Source organism: Butyrivibrio sp. MC2013, from assembly GCF_000424585.1.
Classification (GTDB): Bacteria; Bacillota; Clostridia; order Lachnospirales; family Lachnospiraceae; genus Butyrivibrio.
In genome coordinates, this window is the sequence record NZ_AUKE01000013.1 from 53,593 (window position 1) to 75,199 (window position 21,607).

Sequence of the window (21,607 nt, forward strand, 5' to 3'; positions counted from 1 at the left end):
CTATTATGATGAATTTAGAACCTGTATCACCAGGAGAAGTATTACAGGAAGAATTTCTGAAACCTATGAATGTAACAGCATATAGACTCGCTAAGGAGGTACACATTCCTCAGTCAAGAATCAGTGATATTATAACCGGTAAGAGAGGAATTACAGCTGACACTGCTATGAGATTTGCAATGTACTTTGGGACTACTCCGCAGTTCTGGCTGAATATTCAAAATCAGTATGATCTGGATATGCTTAAGGTATCAGGTAAGATTGTTGATATGTCCGATATCAGACCTTGCAATCTGATGCAAGGATAAAGGAACATGATGTCAGGTTCAGGGAAAAGCTTGCAAGCAAAGTACTAAATCTATGATATATATTTATTTTTATAACATTAATTCACGTTAAATGGTAAAAATAATCTGTATTGATATGTGATATCTTGACTTTATTACAGAGGATGCAGATTGAAGAAGAGATATATCATCATCATTAATATCATGATAGTAGGTTTGATCCTGTTCATTATCGTGAAATACGCCAATGACAGGGCATCAGAATCAAACCATGTTTCTGTTGCGTCTTTTGAGAAGATGACAACGACCACAGAGCAGATTATCGCCAATTATCTGGAGGATGAGCAGCATCTGTGCGATATCTGGTCCAATTATATAAACAGGTCTGCGGAAGCAGGGATTCCAATGACCATTGATGATGCTATATCATATATCAGAAAAGCCAAGATTTCTCCTGAAATATCAGGGCACCTTATCTATATTGATGACGGCTCCATGGCAGGCATTTCCACATCTGCCAGTACTACTGATGAGTCAGATTATTCAATTGATTATTCCAATATTCCTATTTTTGAAAACCTGGAGATAAGTAATGTAAATGGTGTGGTCAACCTCACAAGGGCCTATACCAATCCCTTAAACGGCGTCCAGTCCATAGCTTTCCTGAATAATGTAAAAGTTAGGGATGAAAAAACTGAAGCAATGCGGGAAGGACTTCTCATTAGAGTGGTACCCGTAAGCCGCCTTGAGCAAAAGCTGGTATTCTTAAAGGGCGAGTATGAGAATGTTGAGATCTCAATAATAGATTGGGATGGAGACTACATGATCCATGGTAAGTCTCTCAAAAACAGCAATTTCTTTGAGTATTTTAAGTCTTACAACCCTATGTCCGCCCAGGATTATAACAAGGTGGTAGAAACTATCCGCACGGGAATAGGATCCATGCATATCCGTAATTCCCAAAATGCTGACAGTGTGATCGCTTATACTCCACTTAGTGGCCTGGAGTCCTGGTATCTTGTAGCTTATATTCCCACTAAGGAGCTTACGGTCAACAGGTCTATAGACTGGATGCTTCTTGGAATTGTGTCAGCAGGCCTATTGGTCCTGCTTCTTTGCAATCTGCTGATAATCCTTAGCTTTAACAGAAAGCTTCAGGTAGCAGCAGAGGCGGCAAATCAGGCAAACGAAGCCAAATCCCATTTCCTCTCAACGATGTCCCATGATATCAGGACTCCCATGAATGCCATTATAGGCATGAATGAGATGATCCTTAGAAGCAGCCTGGAAGAGAAGACTCTTGTCTATGCAGAGAGCATCAGGACTGCAGGAAATACCCTTCTTGGGATCATCAATGATATCCTGGATTTTTCAAAGATAGAAGCCGGCAAGATGGAGATCATGGAGGTGGATTACAATTTTGTGTCCTTATTAAATGATCTCGTAAACATGGTCCAGAACAGGGCGGAGGAAAAGGGCCTTAGCTTTGAGCTAGATGTAGATAGAAATATACCAAGAATATTACATGGCGATGAAATTAGGATCAAACAGGTCATCACCAATATCCTTTCAAATGCGGTGAAGTATACAAAAGAGGGAGGTGTCATTTTTGCTATAACCGCAAATAAATGCGAGGACGATGCAGATCAAGTGATCCTACATGTAAGTGTGAGGGATACGGGAATAGGTATCAGGAAAGAAGATCTTGATAAACTATTTGTGGCATTTGAGAGGATTGAGGAAAAGAAAAACCGAAATATAGAAGGAACAGGACTGGGGATGGCTATCGCCCAGAGTTTTCTGAATATGATGGGAAGTAAGATCCGGGTGGAAAGCGAATATGGCAAGGGATCGGAGTTTTCCTTTGACCTTAAGCAAAAGGTTGCAGACTGGGAGCCTCTTGGCGACTTTGAATCGGCCTTTAAGCATTTCCTTAGTGAGAGAAAAAGGTACAGAGTACAGTTTGTGGCGCAGGGGGCGAAAATACTGGTGGTGGATGATACTGAGGTTAATCTCAAGGTATTCGTAAGCCTTCTTAGTGAAACAAGAATGCAGATAGATACTGCAGACAGCGGTGATGCCGGCATAGCTCGCTTTAAGAGAAAGCACTACGATGTGATCTTCCTCGATCATATGATGCCGGATAAGGATGGCATAGAGACTCTGAAGGAAATGAGAGAGTGCAAGGACTCGCCAAACCAAAAGACCCCTGTAATATGCCTTACTGCAAATGCGATCTCCGGAATGAGGGAAATGTACATTAATGCAGGCTTTGACGATTATCTGACAAAGCCTATTGATACAGGCAGGCTTGAAAGTATGCTTATGAGGTATCTGCCTCAGGACCTTATTGAGAAGACGGATATTGATGATAAAGAGCTTGGATCTCCGGATACTGAAATTGCAGATAAAGCCGCTGATAGCAGGCATAGCATATTGCTGATAGATAATGACGTTGATCATTTGCGCAGGGCAAAAGATTGGCTGTCAGATGATTACAAGGTAGTGGTAGTCAAGTCCGGGGAGCAGGCAAGGTCCTATCTGGAAAAGCATGAAACAGAGCTCATAGTTCTTGATAAAGATAACGAAATAAATAGTGAATTTGAGGGAGGCAGGGTCCTTAGAAATAATTTCAAAGAGCTTGGAAGGGATGAGCTTATATCACAGGTAAATGATTTTTTTGGTAACTGATATTTGAAAATAGAGATAGTTTTGACAGGCGGATCACTTAAGCTATATGACCGTATAGCAAGGAGAGAATATGACTAAGGGAATAAAGAAAGCTATATCGACTGTACTTATGTTATCACTTGTGGCAGCCTGCACTGGCTGCGGACAAAGCTCTGAAGAGACCGGAGAGTTTTCGCCAAAATACTCATCAGATACAGAATACAAGCTGTCCGTAGCGGGGACTTATTCTAATTTTGAGTCTTTGGAAAGTGCCATCGAAAGGTTCTATGCTTACTATCCAAATGGCGAGATCGAATATACCTACCTTGATGATTACAGAAATACCATAGTCCATGCACTGGCTGGGCAGGAAGCGCCTGATATATATGTGGTACAGCCATGGATGTTCAAGGATCCACAGTTTACTTCCCTCTTTGAAAGCGCAGAGGTTCTTTCTGATCCCGACCTTAAGATTGACCTTTCCCAGATCCGTTCCGGAGTCAGATGGGAGATGGAAAACGGAGATGTTCTGGCGCTGCCCATATTTGCCAGCTCCATTGGAATGCTGGTCAATGAGGATATCTTTGCCAAAGAGAAGCTTGAAGTGCCTGCAGATTATGAAAGCCTTGTCAAATGCTGTGATAAGCTTAAGGCAGCAGGCTATGAATCTCCTGTTATGGGGGCCAATACCAACACTTCACCGGGTATTGGCTACGCCTTTGCTTATCCTGTCTTTGCCAAAGCAGTAAAGGATGACAGAACTGTTGAAGAGGGGCTAAATGCCCTTGATCCTTCTGCCGGCGAAGTGATGAGGGATTCTCTTGTCAGGGTAAAAGAGTTTGTAGATAGCAGCTGCATAGATGTGGATAAATGCACGGCGGAAATAGAAGATGATTATAATGCTGTGATCATGCGTTTCTTTGAGGGAGATGTACCCATGATGCTCTGCTCCGGAGATGTGGTTTCAGGGACCAGAAAGCGCGAGAGTAAGTCTGAAGCATTTATAGAGAAGCCATTTAAATACAGCTTCTACGTAGCGCCCTCCGGAGACAAGGGCGGCTACTACATGGACTCTGTATCCATTCTCTTTAGCGTCAATAAGAATAGCAGCTCCCTTGATATGACCAATGAATTCATCAGATTTCTCACCAGCAAAGGGGAACTGGGCCTTATGGCAGAAGAGAAGGGGCTGATCACCCCCACCAAAGACTACTCCATTGACGAAGTATATGCATCCCTGTCGGACTTTCCCGGGGACAGGACTATAAGCTTTAATGACATAGAGCTCCTTGATACTGCGGTAAAAGAGTTCAGGGCAGCAGCGTATGCTGTGGTCAATGGTGAGATGACTGTAGATGAAGCTGTATCAGCCTATGGCAGCTTGTTCGGCGAATGAGTCCGGCTTTATTGGCAGAGCATAGCCGGTAGAACAGATAGTTGCAGCTTCAAAGATTGTCAGCTTCAAAGACCGGATAGTATCTGCATGGACAGAGCCCTGGCCTCATCATAATCAAGATTACTGATAAGTCCGTCCAGGATCTTAAGTTCCTCTGATAGCTCCCTGCTGCAGTCGTAGGCCATAAGCTGCCTTGCAGCTTCTTCGGCAGCGCTCAGGTCAAAGTCATCTATTGCTGCGAGCAGCTCCTTTAAGTAACCGGAAACTTTATTTTTGTCGAATACTTTATGAGCGGCGTAATTTTGGCCAGCGTAGGGTTCAAGATAGGGCTTTAGAGCCTTGAAGGAGTCAAGGACAGCGGGGGTGAGCTCCAGGAGCTGACCCAGATCACCTTCTTTACCCAGCTTTTCAAGACTGTAGAAGTCTTCGCCAAGCTCCATGGCTCCTATCATGCGGCAGGTGGTCTTAAGGGAATGTACCTGAATGGTATAGTTATGCAGATCCTTATCTGCGAGATATTTTTGTGTGAGAGCGACCTTATCGTCCATCAGCTTGTAGACGTCGCCAAGCAGCTCCGTAAACAGCTCATAGGAGCCGGAATTTTTGACTGCTTTATCTATATCAATACCGGGGATATTAATGCTCATTAGCTGGCCCTCTTTTTGGACTATATTACCGGTGAGTTGAAGGATAAATGGATACAGGATATCATTAATTGGGGCTGATCATGGTCCATAGATATTATCGGCATTTGTCGCAACTTACAAAAGCAGCAGGCGCTCATAGAGAAGAGACAATGATATCTGATAGGAGGACAAGATGATTCCGCAGATCGTAGTTGTTGATGATGATCCCATAATTCTGAAGAATACCTGGAACACACTTACAGATGCAGGCTTTAAGGTGATAATATTTAAGTCCGGAAGAGCTCTCCTTGAATATACACAGGATAATGCCGCTCCGGATCTTATCCTCATGGATATCAATATGCCTGAGATGGACGGCTTTGAAGTTATCAGGGAGCTTGGGAAAAGCGAGACTGCCTGGAAAAACACGCCGGTGATCTTCCTGACAGCCAATGAAGATGAGGATACCGAGACCAGGGGACTGGCCCTGGGCGCCATGGACTTTATCAGAAAGCCCTTTGTGGTAAGCGTCCTGGTGCTGAGAATAAAGCATGCTGTGGAGCTTATCAGGCTGCAGCGGGATCTGGAGAGCATGGTAGATGAGAAGACCAGGGAAAATGAGAACCTCTTTCTGCACGTAGTAGAGAGTCTGGCAGATGCCATTGATGCCAAGGATAATTATACAAAAGGTCATTCTGGAAGAGTGGCATCATATTCAAAGGATATCGCCGCAAGGTATGGCTATGATGAAAAGAGGCAGGACAAGATTTTTATGATGGGCCTTTTACATGATGTGGGCAAGATAGGCGTGCCGGATGAAGTTATCAATAAGCCGGGAAGGCTTACAGATGAGGAGTTTGCCTGTATAAAAAAGCATCCTGCAATAGGCGGCAAGATCCTGGGTAATATAAGGGAGATGCCGGAGCTTCAAGCAGGAGCCAAGTGGCATCATGAAAGATATGACGGAAAAGGATATCCGGAGGGCCTGTCAGGGGAGGATATCCCGGAAGAAGCCAGGATCATAGCTGTAGCAGATGCCTATGATGCGATGACCAGTAAGAGGAGTTATAGAGATGCTCTTCCTCAGGAAGTGGTCAGAGCAGAGATAGAAAAGGGCAAGGGAAGCCAGTTTGATCCCAGATTTGCAGATATCATGCTGGAAATGATCGATGATGACAAAGACTATCTTATGCGGGATGATCCGCCGGATAAATAAAGGGCTATAAAAGCCGGGGACGGAGAAAAGGGGACTTGATTATTATGAAAGATCAGCTGATCAAAAGGGGAGCCGCAGTACTTGTGACTATGGGCGTGGTGGCAGCAGTCACCATCGCAGGAGCGGGAGATATGGGAGATGGAGCAGGAGAACTTGAAGGCCTTATCTGGAGTGATGAGTTTGACGGAGATAGCCTGAACAGGGACTATTGGAACGTAGAAGTAAACGGCTATGGCGGCTGGAATAACGAGCTGCAGTTTTATCTTGATAATCCGGATACTGTAAGTGTAAGTGACGGCACACTGAAGATAAGAGCCAGTAAGGTGAAGTTCTGGAACAAGCCTTACAGCTCCGCAAGGCTCAATACAGATGGCAAGGTGTCTCTTGATTTTAGCAGGATAGAAGCCAGGATGAAGCTTCCCTGCTTTATGGGAGCGTGGCCCGCATTCTGGCTTATGGGGACCAATGGCCAGGAGTGGCCTGCTTGCGGAGAGATAGATGTGGTAGAGACTATTAATGATGAAGGTATAGTATATGGCTCTGCCCATTGGCCCAGCCTCTCACCGGGCAAGCAAAATGACAGCGTATCCGGAGGCACGCAAGGGTATGATATTGATATTACTGACTGGCATGTCTATGGCATAGAAAGAGATGAGGAGAAGATCATCTGGTACGTGGATGATCACAAGTATTCCTCTGCGTATTTAAATGACAATGCATTAAAGGCACCGCTCTCGGGAGAGCAATACGTGCTGCTCAATCTTGCCATAGGCGGCAACTGGCCGGGCTTTAAGATTGATGACACAGCCCTTCCTGCCACACTTGAAGTGGATTATGTAAGAGCATATAAGTAAGGCATGTCCGGATATTGTGATCACAAGCAGACTGTCAATAGGTCAATAGGCAAAATGGTTTTAGCCTATTGACAGTTTTTCTTAATAAGGATAAAATTAAGATAAAAGTTAGCTATAACTAATTATAAATATCATCTGCTAACAGGTATTAGGAGGTTCTTATGACATTAAATGAAGCAAAGCTGGGAGAGGAGTATTTGATTGACTCCGTAGATACAGTGGGTGATGAGGAGATGGAGAGCTTTCTCTTTTCCCTGGGCTGCTATAGCGGAGAGAAGATCACAGTTGTAGACAGGAAACGAAATCTGGTAGTCGCTATTAAGGATGCAAGATATAATATTGACCCTGAGTTAGCTACCGCTATCAGAATTTAGTTATATCAATTTTTGTTTTTCGGGAGGGAAAGATAATGAGAATTGCAATGGCGGGTAATCCCAATAGTGGTAAGACCACTATCTACAATGCGCTGACTGGCCGCAGCGAGAAGATCGGTAACTGGGCAGGTGTTACCGTTGATAAGAAGGAAAGTCTTATCAAAAAGAACTATTATGATGGGGGCAAGGAACTCATCGCGGTGGATCTTCCCGGTGCGTATTCCATGTCTCCTTTTACTTCTGAGGAGAGCATTACCAGTGCTTATGTGAGAAACGAGCATCCTGACGCGATCATCAATATCGTAGATGCGACCAATCTCAGCAGGAGCCTCTTTTTTACCACTCAGCTTCTGGAGCTTGGAGTACCTGTGGTAGTAGCCCTTAATAAAAATGATGTTAATGACAAGAAGGGCAACAGCATCAATGAGAAGCTCCTGTCGGAGAAGCTTGGCTGCCCTGTTATCAAGACTGTGGCTACATCAGAGACCGGCTTAAAGGAGCTGGTAGCAGCTGCCGCAGAGCTGGAAGGCAAGGGACAGAAGAAGCCTTATACTCAGGGCGATATTGACCTTAGCAATAAGCAGGCGGTTGAAAGCGCAGACAGAAAGAGATTTGCTTTTGTTAATAAGATCGTTAGCGAAGTCGAAAATCGTAAAGTCCTGACCAAGGACAAGAACTTCGGAGATACCATTGATAATGTCGTAACTCATCCTGTTCTGGGCCTTGTTATATTCGCAGCAATCATGTGGCTGGTATTCTATATCTCCCAGACAACTGTAGGTACCTGGCTTGCAGATATCCTGGCAGGCTGGATAGAGAGCTTCCAGGAAATGGTAGGTGAGGCAATGTCAGATGCCAATCCTCTCCTCTATGCTCTCCTTGTAGATGGTATCATCGGCGGCGTAGGCGCTGTAGTTGGATTTCTTCCCCTTGTTATGGTCATGTATTTCCTCATTGCACTTCTGGAGGACTGCGGATATATGGCAAGAGCTACAGTAGTTCTGGATCCCATATTCAAGAGAGTGGGTCTGTCCGGTAAGTCCGTTATTCCTATGATCATCGGTACAGGCTGCGGCATCCCTGCGATCATGGCATGCCGTACCATCAGAAATGAGAGGGAGAGAAGGGCCACAGCCATGCTTGCCACCTTTATGCCTTGCGGAGCCAAGCTTCCCGTTATCGCTCTCTTTGCGGGTGCATTCTTCCCTGAGTCAAGATGGGTGAGCTTTATCTGTTACATGGGCGGTATCGTACTGATCCTTTTGGGTGCCCTTCTTATCAAGGCTATTACAGCTACAAAATTCAGAAAGAGTTTCTTTATCATAGAGCTTCCCGAGTACAAGATACCCAGCCTCACCTTCGCATTAAAGTCCATGCTTGAAAGAGGTAAGGCATACATTATCAAGGCAGGTACCATTATTCTGGTATGTAACACAGTAGTACAGATCATGCAGACCTTTGACTTTAGCTTCAACCCTGTAGAAGAAGGTATGGAGAACACTTCCATCCTGGCGGGTATCGCAGGTCCCTTTGCATATCTCCTCCTCCCTGTTGTAGGCGTAGTCAGCTGGCAGCTGGCAGCCGCAGCTATCACAGGCTTTATCGCCAAGGAAAATGTAGTAGGAACCATTGCAACAGTATATGCTATCTCCAACCTCATTGACACCGAAGAGCTTGAGCTTATCGGCGAGGGCAATGCAGTAGCAGCAGTCATGGGCATCACCAAGGTAGCAGCACTGGCATATCTGATGTTCAATCTCTATACACCGCCTTGCTTTGCAGCTCTTGGTGCCATGAATTCCGAGATGAAGTCTGTCAAGTGGCTCTGGGGCGCTATTGGACTCCAGCTGGCTACAGGCTTTACTGTGGGCTTTTTGGTATACCAGATAGGCAGCCTTATCACCACAGGCTCACTTGGAGCAGGATTTGCAGCAGGCCTTATTGCTATAGCAGTATTCGCAGGTGTTATAATATATTTGATAAAGAGAAATCAGAAAGAGGTATCTCTGGAGTACAAGCTGGATTAAAAAAGCTTATCAGCATGGAGGTTTGATATGGCTGATTTTATAGCGAGCGCAGTGATAGTCCTATTGGTTGGCCTGGCTGCAAGATATATCTATAAGGAAAAGAAAAAGGGCAGGGGCTGCATAGGCTGCCCTGCATCAGGAGCCTGTCATAAAGGCTGCTCCTGTAAAAAATGATAATAGCAAAATGATAAAGCCTCATCAGACTAATGCGGGTCTGATGAGGCATTTTTTTACAATTTTTTATATAAGTGTTTTTTGCTAATGCCTTTTTAGCTATTGTCCTTTGGACTATAGTCCGCTATGGTGACAGGCTTACCAAATACTGTAAACTCATGGATGATTGGAGTGATGCTGCCGTAGTAGCTGTCATGGCTATCTGAGAGCTCCTTTAGATTATCCCTTGTCATTTTGACCTGCGTCATACCGGCTGCGGAGGCAGCCTTTGTGATCTTATCTCTGCTAGTTATGGCCTTTCTCATCAGCTCCTTGTCTGTACATATGAGCTCGTCCGGATAAAAGCAGATGCTGATGCAATCATACTCGTTTTTATGAGACAGTTCCTTTATCTTATTAGTTACGGCAGGCAGGAGGTTGTCAGTATATTCTGCATATTCATAAAAGGCGATGCAGTAAAGGAGTCTGTTTTTTGCTCTTGAGGCCTCTATATTCCCCCCATCATCAGCTGGATCTCCTGCACCACCAGGGAGCATGGCAGTTTTAGGAGCAAAGTATTCTTCCTTTACCAGGAGCTTATCTTCCCAGATATCAGTGCTCTTATCACCGGTAAAGGCCATGAGCGCTGATATATATCTTTTCCTTATATTATCTGATTGAAGATATACATGGTCAGCGGCAAAGAGTCCCGGCATGCATACATAATAGTCGAGATTTTTGATATCAGGTACGTCGCTGTCATCAAATTCCGCAGTCCTGCCAATGGGGACGTAGATCAGATTACTTGTCCACAGCTGTAGATTTGAAGAGTAGTATTTGGGAGATACTGTAATATATGGATTCTCACCGTCATAGGGATTCTGGATATATATGGTGTCCGGACTGTGCAGAGAGAGTACATAGTTGTCTATGACGTCTATACAAGGATGTATTTGGGCATGCTCAGAAGTGCAAGGTTGTACTTCTATACGGTATATGGTGGCTTTGGGAAAACGACCTGATACTTTCTCCAGATCTTTATCTGTAATAGCGCTTACTTTATTGCTGTCTATAATACCGCTAAAGCTTCTCGCATATATGGGCAGGGGCATAATGGATATATCTGCAGACTCGTCGCCGGTAAGCTCATCATATATCCTGGCAAATACATCAAGGTCGCTGGTCCCTACAGGCAGGAAGAGGACTTCTCTTCTGGAGATAATGTGCCTGGCTACAGCTTCTTCAAGTTCGGACAGGGCATCATTCAAGGGAGAGAGGACGTCTCCCCCTTCACCTGATGAATATCTCTCATAAGAGCCAAAGATCAGCTCGCAGAATTCCTCTAATTTAGATACCAGGCTGATGGTATGGGGGTCATCTTCGCCCCTTACATTCTCAGTGAGGGTGCCAAGGTTTATAGCCAGCTCCTGCATACAGGTCAGGTCTTCAAGAAGGTAGTCTACTGACATGGCAGAAGCGTGCTCTATAGTAGCAGACAGGAGGCGCTCCAGCTCTTCAAGGGATTGTGCAGCCATAGCCTTAAGGGAGGCTGACAGGTCTGGAGTCCTTCTTTTTAGGAGCTCCTTGCTGTAAGTAAATACAGGGAGCCTCACACCTGTTGCTTCTTCAAACTGCTGTCTCTGTGCTTCAAAGGCTGGATACTCGTGACCGTCCCAGGACTTGTGTATCTCATGATAATTGCGATATCTTCTGGAGAGGACCTTGTTGTAGCAGGCAGGGACAGGGATAGTGCTGTCTTCAAAGGGGAGACGTATGATGCTCTCATAATATTCCTTGAGATCTCCCCTGTTGCCTTTGAGCCCCCAGGGAAAGATCTGTACCAGCTTTAGGGAGTCAGCAGCTTTGACCCTGCCCATCTGCTGTTCTGCCAGCCTGTACAGAGCTATGGGGAGAGCCATTTCATTATCTCCACCGGCAGCTGATACAAAGGGAAGCTGTGTATCATATTTTTGCTCCAGCTCTCTTAGGCGTGGTAGGAGCCTATTTTTGTCCACCAGTCCCGAAGAAATGGAATCTGCTGTGGCGATGATGTTCATGATCTCATCGCAGCGCTCTTTTTCTTTGTCCGGGTCCTGATAGGTATAATCTCTGACGAATATGTCCACGCTGGCCAGCCAGGGGAAATTGTAGCATTCATCCAGATGCTCCGATCTAAAGTCGGGCTTACTGCCGCCAACCACTCTTGCCAGGAAGAGCCAGTGACCTTCGTGGCGCTCATAATCATGGATGCAGTAGCCTGGCGGAAGATCTTTATCACAGACATGTCTAAAGCGATTGTAGTCATCTCTTATCATGCATATATCCAGGTCATCGTCCCAGGGCACGAAGCCCCCGTGACGCACTGCTCCCAGGAATGAGCCCCAGTCTGCAAAATAGCGTATGTCGTGCTTTTTGCATATCCTGTCGATCTCTGACAGGACATCCAGACAGTTTGCCCAATATATTTTCATGGCGGTGGGAATGTAGAAACCGTTTCTTATCTCGTCTTTGAAGAAATCCAAGCTGTGTTTCATGGCTACCCTCATGGGAGACCTACGTCGTCGCAGATCAGAGATTGCTGTAAAGACATTGTGTTCGGTAATGATTAGTAATGACTGCTAATGACTGCTAATGATAGATAATGAAATATTATGAAACTTGTTCTTTTCTCTCTATTCTATCATATATGAGCTGACAGGTGCATCCTTGCTATCCATGCAGGCCTTTATGGGTGCTGCTGCTCCTTCATAAATGCAAACTCTGCAGCTCCTTGCAATGACAAAAGCTCCGTACCCTTTGATCCGGGTACGGAGCTTCTAGATAAAACTTTCATATGGCTTTGTGCTGTATATGAGCTGCAAGCCCTGACGCTTATTATTCGTAGAGCCAGCCGTATATACGAAGGTCGATGTCATCTAAGGTCTCATCCTCAGAATCCAGTCCGATGGTGATGCGGTCGTTGTTGTCACCTATCTTGATCTCGTACTGGTGGTACTTCTTTTCGTAGCTGAAGTCGATATTGTTGTTCTTGAGAACTGTATCTACTTCGTCCTTGGTCTGTCCCATTGCCAGTCCGATAGGAAGCTTGAACTCGGGAGCAGCATAAGAGGAGATGCTCACGGAAGTAACGATTGTGTTCTTGAGAAGGCATGCATTGGTATCAAAGTTGCCTGTGGTCAGGAAGAGTCTCTTCTTGCCTTTTTCAGCTGTTACCACATAGGATACGCCTGCACCGCAGGTCTCATCCAGTCCGCTTATCTTCCAGCCGTTGTCTGTGAACTCGGTGAGAGGAACGGGAAGTGTGTATACTGTGCCTTCGATATCGATATTACCTGAGAGCAGGTCGCTGCCCAGTGACTTGGGAGCACTGTAGAGTGAGAGATAATCGGGAGCTTTGTCAGATACTTCCTCTTCTTCGATCTCGGGCTTGTCTTCTACACGGATGGATACCCAATCCAGCTTCTCGTCATCCTCTGTTTCAAAAGAGAATGCTACGCTGTTATCTGAATAGCTGTCCTCTGACTCTGTCTCATATCTGTAAGTGTTGCTCAGAGAAGACTCGTTGGAGCTTGTAGGCTCACCCAGAGCTGCTGTGAGCTCATCGTATGTAGCTTCGCCCAGTACCAGGTCTCCGTTGTGGAAGGTTACATTGTAGCCCTTGTCAGTCAGGGAATTAGCATACAGAGTGATATCACTTATATGGCAATCCTTGAGCTCCTGAGCATTGATGGAGTAGTTAGTAACTGTTACAGAGATATTGGTGTGGATGTCATCCTGGTAGAGCAGGTATATGTACTCTCTGTCTCCGGAACCCAGCATGATCTCACCATCAGAATCATCTGAGAAGGTAAAGCCCTGATCCAGGAAATCTGTAATCTTGCAGGGAAGCTGATAATCTGTTCCGTCGATATTGAAAGCAAAGAGGCTTGAAGGATCTACATTTACATTAGATACTACCTTTTCTTCTTCCTTCTCTTCTACAACTTCCTCTTCTTTGGCTTCAGGAAGCTCTTCCTCTACTTCTTCAACAACTTCTTCAACTTCTTCTTCTTTGGCTTCAGGAAGCTCTTCTTCTACTTCTTCTACAACTTCCTCTTCTTTGGGCTCTACCTCTTCAACAACCTCTTCCTCTACAGGAGCTTCATCATCCTTTTTGTTAAAGAGAAGCACAGCTGCGATAACGCCTGCGATCAGGATAAGGCCTGCGATGATAGCTATGATGATGGGAGCCTTGCTCTTCTTGGGAGCTTCGCCGCCTACAACAGGAAGACCTGTCACAGGATCGATGGTTACGCCCTGATTCATATTGGGATCAAAAGGTCCGTTCATGGGCTGGCCGTTCATAGGGCCATTCATAGGCTGTCCGTAGGGAGCGCCGCTTATAGGCTGTCCGTTCATAGGGCCATTCATAGGCTGTCCATAGGGAGCGCCGCTTATGGGCTGGCCGTTCATAGGGCCATTCATGGGCTGTCCATAGGGAGCGCCGCTTATGGGCTGACCGTTCATGGGCTGGCCGTTCATAGGGCCATTCATAGGCTGGCCATAGGGAGCACCGTTCATAGGACCATTCATAGGCTGACCAAAAGGTGCAGGACCTGTGGGCTGGCCATTCATAGGGCCGCCTGCAGGCTGATCATTCATGCCCTGGCCGGGATTCTGTCCGGGAGCATTGTCTGCAATAGGCTGACCCGTCATAGGATCAAATTTCATCTCACTCATAATTCCTCCAAATGTTTCTTCTTAATAAACGTTTTTTTCGCAAAAGCATCACCCATTATAAAGTATTGCATGTCTAAATGCAAACGTTTTCTAATGGGATTAGGAAGCTATAATACCGCAAAAACGGCGTAAATAAAGGGGCTCGGTATATGACCCGAACGCAATGGTTAAAATACTTGTATCGTAATAGCGACAGAAGACAAACGTAGTTTTAAGACTTTACTAAACTATCGCGGGAAAGTGTAGTATAATAATCTGGATACTTGTATAGGCAAAAAAAACAAACTAATAGGGGAGGGAACTATGACAACAGCACACATTGGAATCATCATAGCAGTTATTGTATACCTGGCTATGATGCTGGTGGTTGGATTCAGAGCATCCAAGAACACCAATGACGTATCGGACTTTTATCTTGGAGGCAGGAAGCTGGGACCTTTCGTAACTGCCATGAGTGCAGAGGCCTCCGACATGAGCTCATATCTGCTCATGGGCGTACCGGGCCTTGCTTATTTCTCAGGTATAGCAGATGCAGGATGGACTGCAGTAGGCCTCATCGTAGGTACATATCTTAACTGGCTCTTCACAGCCAAGAGGCTGAGAAATTATACAGCCGAGCTTGACGCCATCACTATTCCCGATTATTTCAAGAACAGATTTAATGACAAGAAGAACGTGACGCTCCTTATTGGTGCCGCAGCTATCATCATCTTCTTCGTACCTTATACTGCATCGGGCTTTTCCGCTTGCGGCAAGCTCTTTGAATCACTCTTTGGAGTGCAGTATCAGCTGGCTATGATCGCATCCGCAGTCATCATAGTAGGCTATACTTCTACAGGCGGATTCCTTGCTGCATCCAAGACTGACTTTATTCAGTCTATCATCATGAGTATCGCACTTGTGGGCGTGCTCTTCTATGGCATAAAGAGCGCCGGCGGCATGGGCGCAGTGATTGAGAATGCCAAGGCACTTCCCGGATACCTGAGCATCAATCATACATATGACAATGCAGCAAATGCAGCAAATCCTTATGGTATCTTCAACAAGATCACCATGTTCTGCTGGGGCCTTGGATACTTTGGTATGCCTCATATCCTTCTGAGATTCATGGCTATCGAGAATCCTGAGAAATTAAAGCTCTCCAGAAGGATCGCTTCAGTGTGGTGTCTGATCTCACTGGGCATCGCGGTATTCCTGGGCGTAGTCGGCAGAGCAATGACAGTATCAGGCAGCCTTGACAGCCTCATCGACGCAGCTAATCCTACAAGCTCTTCCAAGGCAGAGACCCTGATAGTACGACTGGCAGATATGATCAGCCAGAACGGCCTCATCTTTGCTATCATGGCAGGCTTTATCATCGCAGGTATCCTGGCATCCACCATGTCCACTGCAGATTCGCAGCTTATCGCAGCATCCTCAGCTGTATCAGAGAATATCATCCAGGACGTATTTGGCGTGAAGCTCACAGAGGCAGCGGCCATGCTCACAGCCAGGATGACACTCCTTGCAGTAGCAGTTGTAGGTGTGATCATTGCATGGGATCCTTCAAGCTCCGTATTTGGCATCGTATCCTTTGCATGGGCAGGCTTTGGTGCAGTATTTGGACCCGTCACACTCATGTCTCTCTTCTGGAAGAGAGTCAATATCTATGGCGCAGCAGCAGGTATGATCAGCGGCGGCGCAGTAGTATTTATCTGGAAATATCTGGTAAGACCCATGGGCGGTATCTGGGACCTGTATGAACTGGCTCCCGCTTTTCTGGTGTCCATCATCGTGATCCTTGTTGTCAGCCTGCTGACACCTGCTCCGCCCGCGGAGATCACAGATACCTTTGACAAGGTAGTAGAGAAGTCCTGAGTAAAAAGTACATGGAACAAAAAGATTCCCGTCAGATGCATATGCATCCGGCGGGAATCTGTTATTATGCTCATATGATAGGTTTAATGCTTGTCCTGATGGGGCATGTAATATGAATCCATGCGTATCAGCAGCAGGATCAATAATTCTCAGCGTTTACTTCGAAGTAGCTCTGAGGATGTGCACATACAGGGCAAACCTCGGGAGCCTTGGTGCCTACTACGATGTGACCACAGTTGCGGCACTCCCATACCTTAACTTCGCTCTTAGCGAATACTTCCTGAGCTTCTACATTGTGAAGCAGAGCTCTGTAACGCTCTTCGTGATGCTTCTCGATCTGACCTACCATACGGAACTTTGCAGCCAGAGCCTTGAAGCCTTCTTCTTCAGCAGTCTTTGCAAAGTCTTCGTACATATCTGTCCACTCGTAGTTCTCGCCGTCAGCAGCTGCAGCCAGATTCTCAGCTGTATCGCCGATGCCGCCCAGTTCCTTGAACCACATCTTAGCGTGCTCTTTTTCATTATCAGCTGTCTTGAGGAAGAGAGCTGCGATCTGCTCGTATCCTTCCTTCTTTGCCTTGGAAGCAAAGTATGTGTATTTATTTCTTGCCTGTGACTCACCTGCAAACGCAGCCTGCAGGTTCTTCTCTGTTTGTGTGCCGGCGTACTTGTTCTCTGCCATGGTATTCCTCCTTCAAAATCCCTCAAAATGTTGATAAATGTTACCAATAACACATTTATTCTACCATAGCAGACATTTATAGCACAATTGATTTATTCGCTGTTATCAAAAGGGAAATAAGCCGCATCAGAAGTTTTATCCTCTGATACGGCTTATGTGAATACCTGTGTTATGGATTATCTTATAAATTAATATCAAGGAGTATAGGAGCGTGGTCTGCACGTTCCCCTGAATCTATCATCTCTGAGGCGACCACCTTGTCCATGATCCTGTCACTTACCAGGAAATAGTCTATGCGCCAGCCTGAGTTATTGGCCTTGCTGGTGGTGATCCTTTGTGACCACCAGGAATATGCCCCTGTGAGACCCTCATGGAGCTCTCTGAAGGAATCCTTAAAGCCTCTGGAAAGAAGAGCGCTAAAGCCCTGTCTCTCTTCATCGGTAAAGCCTGCGCTGTTGTGATTGGAATCTGGATTGGCCAGGTCTATCTCTGTGTGGGCTACGTTGTAGTCGCCGCAGGCGATGACAGGCTTGTCCTTGTCAAGAGAAGCGAGATAATCAGCGTATTTCCTGTCCCATATCTGGCGCTCGCCAAGGCGCTTTAATCCGTCGCCTGCATTGGGAGTGTAGACCAGGTTCAGGTAGAAGGAGTCTGTTTCCAGGGTGATCATCCTGCCTTCATTGTCCATGGTGTCCGGCGCTCCTATGGCAGGATGCTTGGCAGTTACCTTCATGCCCTTTTTGTAGAGGACCATGGTACCTGCATAGCCCTTCCTTGCGGGAGGCACTGAGCTTACATAGTCCAGCTCGTAGTCCCTGAATATATCAAAGAGTGCTTCCTCCTGCTTTTTGTTCATACCCTTTGCGGGAAGCTTGGTCTCCTGCAAAGCCAGGATGTCAGGTGACATGTCAGCTATCTTTTTCAGGACCTGCCTGCTGAGCAGGGCTCTTGCGCTCTCGCTTGTAAGTGCTGCATTTAGTGAATCGATATTCCAGGATATCAGTCGCATCTTCTTATAGCCTTTCTTATTATTTCCTTTATTATTCTGCTTGTCTTATCAGCTTGTACGGACGTTGTTTTCACCAAAGAGTCCCCGGAGCTTGTCCAGCATCTCTCTGGAAGCGTTGATCCTCATATTCGGAGGATACTTTTTCATCTGCTTTGTATCTTCCAGATAAGCTACCACGGAGTCCTTGCCCCCGTGACCCTCCATAGCCTTAAGGAGAGTTTCTTCTTCCTTTTCAAAAATGCGCCTGTCTTTGAAGCGCACCCATACGGTAATGGGTATCTCTTCAAAGGTCTGCACCTTGTCCGCTATGAGCTTGGAATCCCGCTCCTCTTCTTCGGAGACGTGGCCTTCTATGAAGACCTTGCTGTCCACTCTCAGGCGGCTGTAGGTCTTTTCGTAGGTCTTGGGAAAAACTATCACTTCCAGGCTCCCTGCCATATCCTCCAGAGTACAGAAGGCCATCATCTGGTTATTCTTGGTGTATTTGGTGGTAACAGCTGTAATGATACCGCCGACTGTTACCTGCTGCTTGTCAGCAAGGCCCCCATCCTTTCTCTCTTCGTCGTAGACAAAGTCAGAGCTCAGGGCGCTGCAATGCTTCTTTAGAAGGGCTGCATAGGGCTCAAGGGGATGACCGCTTATATAAAAGCCCAGCACCTCTTTTTCAAAGGCCAGGAGCATGTCTGTATCAAACTCGCCGATATTGGGCAGAGGTATCTCAAACTGGCTCCTCTCCTGAGGCGCCATCAGGTCCATCAGGGTCATCTGCCCGGTAAAAGAATTCTTGTTCTTGTGCCTGGCATCCATGATCTCCTGGTAGATGTTCATGTACTGCTTTCTGGTGCCGCCCAGGCAGTCCAGGGCTCCTGACTTGATCAGCACTTCCACTGCCTTCTTGGTCAGATCCCTGTCACCGGATAGTCTGGAGAGGAAATCGCCAAGGCTCCTGAAGCTTCCGTTGAGCATTCTTTCCTTTAAGATAGCATCAATGGCGGTAGGTCCCAGGGACTTGATAGCTGAGAGGGCGTAGGAGATAGCCTTTATCTCTTTGCCGTCTTTTACTACAGTGCGCACAGAGAAGCCTGCATCGCAGGTATTCACATCAGGAGGCAGTATCTCTATGCCCATGAAGTGGCAGACAGAGATATACCAGGATACCTTGGCGGGAGTATCTATGACAGAGGTCATGAGCGATGCCATGTATTCTACAGGATAGTAGTGCCTAAGATACGCCGTCTGGATGGCTACCACTGCATAGCAGGCTGCATGGGACTTGTTAAAAGCATAATTGGCAAAGTCCATCATGGAGTCGTAGATCTTATTGGCCGTGGCTTCGTCTATGCCGTGAGAGATGCAGCCTGATACATTCTCTTCTTCATTGCCGTATACAAAGTTGCGCCTCTCTACTTCCATGACTGCGTGCTTCTTTTTACTCATGGCGCGGCGCACCAGATCCGCTCTGCCCAGGGTATAGCCGCCCAGCTGCTGCACTATCTGCATTACCTGCTCCTGATATACTATGCAGCCGTAGGTGGAGCGCAGTATGGGCTCTAACAGGGGCGTATCGTAGCTGATGCCGCTGGGATCGTTCTTGCCCGCGATATATTTGGGTATAAAGTCCATGGGGCCCGGTCTGAAGAGGGATACGCCTGCTATGACATCTTCAAGGCTCTTTGGTCCCAGCTCCTTCATAAAGGCCTGCATTCCTGCGGATTCCAGCTGGAAGACGCCTTCGGAGTGGCCGGTGGAGATAGACTTTAGTACTTCGGGATCGTTGTAATCTATATTGTCGATGTCCAGGTAATTGCTGTCACCGGGGATGGCTCTGTTTGCTGCGTTCACAGCGTCCACGGCGTCCTTGATGACAGTCAGGGTCCTAAGGCCTAGAAAGTCCATTTTGAGCAGGCCCAGCTCTTCGATGGTAGTCATGGGGAACTGGGTAGTGATAGGCCCGTCCGAGGATCTGGACAGAGGCAGCAGGTCTTCTGCAGGCGCAGAGCATATCACTACTCCTGCTGCATGCATTGAGGTGTGCCTTGGCAGGCCCTCCAGCTTTCTGCACATATCAATAAGGAGAGTAGCCTTGTCATTTTCCTCATATTCTTTTCTAAGGTCGGGACTGATCTCCAGTGCTCTGTCCAGGGTCATCTTCAGATCATTTGGAACCATCTTGGAGAGAGTATTGGCATAGTTGTAAGGTATATCCATGGCCCTGGCCACATCCTTGATGACAGCCTTGGCAGCCATGGTACCAAAGGTGATGATCTGCACCACCTTGTCCTTGCCGTATTTCTCGGTCACATGATCTATGACCTCCTGGCGACGGGTGTATTCAAAGTCCACGTCTATATCAGGCATGCTGACACGTTCAGGATTCAGGAACCTTTCGAACAGAAGGTCGTATTTAATAGGATCTATGTTGGTGATGTGCATGCAATAGGACACAATGGAGCCTGCGGCAGAGCCACGCCCCGGTCCCACGGCTATGCCATGCTCTCTGGACCAGTTGATATAGTCCCATACTATAAGGAAGTAGTCCACGTAGCCCATGCGCTTTATGATGCCCAGCTCGTAGTCCAGCCTCTTTTTAAGCGCTTCGTCCCCATCAGGATATCGTTCTTTAAAGCCGTCCTCGCATAGCTTTTGCAGATATGTCCAGGAATCATAGCCTAGAGGCACATCAAAGCGTGGGAGCTTGGTCACTCCAAACTCTATCTCCACATTGCACCTGTCAGCTATGATCATGCTGTTCTCAATAGCTTCCCTTGCATAGGGAAAAAGAGCTCTCATCTCTTCTTCACTCTTTACATAATATGAAGGCTTGCCCTCCATATGCATCCTGTCTGTATCAGAGACCTTCCTCTGAGTTTGGATGCACAGGAGCAGGTCCTGGGCCTTCCAGTCTTCCTGCCTGGTATAGTGGCAGTCGTTGGTAGCCACAAGTGCTATGTCCAGCTCCTTGGACAGTCTCAGGAGCCCTGCGTTCACATCTGCTTCCTGGCCTATGCCGTGGTCCTGGAGCTCCAAAAAGAAATTGCCGTGGCCAAAGATATTGTCGTATCTCAGGGCAGCTTTTCTTGCTCTGTCGTAATCCTTCATGGCAAGAGCCCTTGGTATCTCACCTGCCAGGCAGGCAGAGAGGCAGATCAGGCCCTCGTGGTACTTCTCAAGGAGCTCCATATCTACTCTGGGCTTGTAATAATAGCCTTCGGTAAAAGCTCTGCTGACTATATGGGTAAGGTTGCTGTAGCCTGTATTATTCTCAGCCAGGAGTATCAGGTGGTAATATTTCTCATCTGCGGGAGCACTCTTATCAAAGCGAGAGGACGGCGCCACATAGACTTCACAGCCGAGAATGGGCTTGATGCCATTTGCTCGGGCTTCCTTGTAGAAATCTATGACACCATACATAACGCCGTGATCCGTAATGGCTCCGGCGCTCATTCCCAGCTCTTTGAGTCTGGCTACATAATCTTTGATCTTATTGGAACCGTCCAAGAGAGAATATTCGGTATGGACGTGCAAGTGCGTAAATCCCATTGTCTTTTCCCCCGCTAACAGCTTTATCTTAACATAAATCAAGATAAAAAATACGTATAAAAATAAAGAAGGTCCATTGCACAAGAGATAATCTTGCGCTAAACTTATATCGTATATGTGAAAAAATGCAATAAAGGGGCATGCTGAGTAAGAGCATTTTTTCTTCGGAGGCCCTGGGCAGATGGTGCTTCCGAGGG

The 21,607-nt window shown here is 46.5% G+C and carries 15 protein-coding genes; 9 read left to right on the forward strand and 6 right to left on the reverse strand.

Translation table 11 applies throughout. The features are described 5' to 3' along the window. The first annotated feature begins 5 nt into the window (after positions 1 to 5). The 3 genes from G636_RS0109080 (at position 6) to G636_RS0109090 (ending at position 4,353) form a co-directional block, all read left to right on the forward strand. Positions 6 to 308, forward strand: coding sequence for a HigA family addiction module antitoxin (locus G636_RS0109080; RefSeq protein ID WP_026507798.1), 303 nt, complete (start codon positions 6 to 8; stop codon positions 306 to 308). Between the two features lie 150 nt (positions 309 to 458). Continuing rightward, positions 459 to 2,978, forward strand: coding sequence for a response regulator (locus G636_RS19545; RefSeq protein WP_051226801.1), 2,520 nt, complete (start codon positions 459 to 461; stop codon positions 2,976 to 2,978). 70 nt (positions 2,979 to 3,048) lie between these two features. Beyond that, a complete protein-coding gene (locus G636_RS0109090) occupies positions 3,049 to 4,353 on the forward strand; it encodes an ABC transporter substrate-binding protein (RefSeq protein ID WP_026507799.1) in 1,305 nt (434 codons plus the stop codon). Positions 4,354 to 4,418: 65 nt separating this feature from the next. Here the strand turns inward: G636_RS0109090 and G636_RS0109095 are convergent, their stop codons facing one another. Beyond that, positions 4,419 to 5,000 (reverse strand): Hpt domain-containing protein, encoded by a 582-nt coding sequence (locus tag G636_RS0109095; RefSeq protein ID WP_026507800.1) that lies wholly within the window; start codon positions 4,998 to 5,000, stop codon positions 4,419 to 4,421. 172 nt (positions 5,001 to 5,172) lie between these two features. Here G636_RS0109095 and G636_RS0109100 point away from each other — a divergent pair, with 172 nt between their 5' ends. From G636_RS0109100 to G636_RS20310, 5 genes are all read left to right on the forward strand, one after another. Next, on the forward strand, positions 5,173 to 6,195 hold the full coding sequence (locus G636_RS0109100) for an HD domain-containing phosphohydrolase (RefSeq protein ID WP_026507801.1): 1,023 nt from the start codon (positions 5,173 to 5,175) through the stop codon (positions 6,193 to 6,195). Between the two features lie 44 nt (positions 6,196 to 6,239). Continuing rightward, complete coding sequence (locus G636_RS17980; protein WP_051226802.1) at positions 6,240 to 7,049, forward strand: glycoside hydrolase family 16 protein; 810 nt, start codon at positions 6,240 to 6,242, stop codon at positions 7,047 to 7,049. 161 nt (positions 7,050 to 7,210) lie between these two features. Then, complete coding sequence (locus G636_RS0109110; RefSeq protein ID WP_026507802.1) at positions 7,211 to 7,423, forward strand: FeoA family protein; 213 nt, start codon at positions 7,211 to 7,213, stop codon at positions 7,421 to 7,423. 35 nt (positions 7,424 to 7,458) lie between these two features. Beyond that, entirely contained in the window at positions 7,459 to 9,450 is a 1,992-nt protein-coding gene (gene feoB / locus G636_RS0109115) for a ferrous iron transporter B (RefSeq protein ID WP_026507803.1), read from the forward strand. A 27-nt stretch (positions 9,451 to 9,477) separates the two neighbouring features. After that, positions 9,478 to 9,624: a FeoB-associated Cys-rich membrane protein gene (locus tag G636_RS20310; RefSeq protein ID WP_155832363.1), complete on the forward strand. Its 147-nt coding sequence runs from the start codon at positions 9,478 to 9,480 to the stop codon at positions 9,622 to 9,624. A 95-nt stretch (positions 9,625 to 9,719) separates the two neighbouring features. Here G636_RS20310 and G636_RS0109125 read toward each other — a convergent pair whose 3' ends face one another. Beyond that, on the reverse strand, positions 9,720 to 12,137 hold the full coding sequence (locus G636_RS0109125; protein WP_026507804.1) for a LicD family protein: 2,418 nt from the start codon (positions 12,135 to 12,137) through the stop codon (positions 9,720 to 9,722). Positions 12,138 to 12,477: 340 nt separating this feature from the next. Next, entirely contained in the window at positions 12,478 to 14,322 is a 1,845-nt protein-coding gene (locus G636_RS0109130) for a hypothetical protein (RefSeq protein WP_026507805.1), read from the reverse strand. Between the two features lie 303 nt (positions 14,323 to 14,625). Between G636_RS0109130 and G636_RS0109135 the strand changes: the two genes are divergently transcribed. Then, positions 14,626 to 16,179 carry a sodium/proline symporter gene (locus tag G636_RS0109135; protein WP_026507806.1) on the forward strand — a complete coding sequence of 518 codons (1,554 nt, stop codon included), beginning with the start codon at positions 14,626 to 14,628 and terminating at the stop codon, positions 16,177 to 16,179. 139 nt (positions 16,180 to 16,318) lie between these two features. Here the strand turns inward: G636_RS0109135 and rbr are convergent, their stop codons facing one another. From rbr to G636_RS0109150, 3 genes are all read right to left on the reverse strand, one after another. Next, a complete protein-coding gene (gene rbr, locus G636_RS0109140; RefSeq protein ID WP_026507807.1) occupies positions 16,319 to 16,861 on the reverse strand; it encodes a rubrerythrin in 543 nt (180 codons plus the stop codon). Between the two features lie 181 nt (positions 16,862 to 17,042). Then, positions 17,043 to 17,870, reverse strand: a complete 828-nt coding sequence (locus G636_RS0109145; protein ID WP_026507808.1) for an exodeoxyribonuclease III — start codon at positions 17,868 to 17,870, stop codon at positions 17,043 to 17,045. A 48-nt stretch (positions 17,871 to 17,918) separates the two neighbouring features. Next, positions 17,919 to 21,410: a DNA polymerase III subunit alpha gene (locus tag G636_RS0109150; protein ID WP_026507809.1), complete on the reverse strand. Its 3,492-nt coding sequence runs from the start codon at positions 21,408 to 21,410 to the stop codon at positions 17,919 to 17,921. Positions 21,411 to 21,607: the final 197 nt, after the last annotated feature.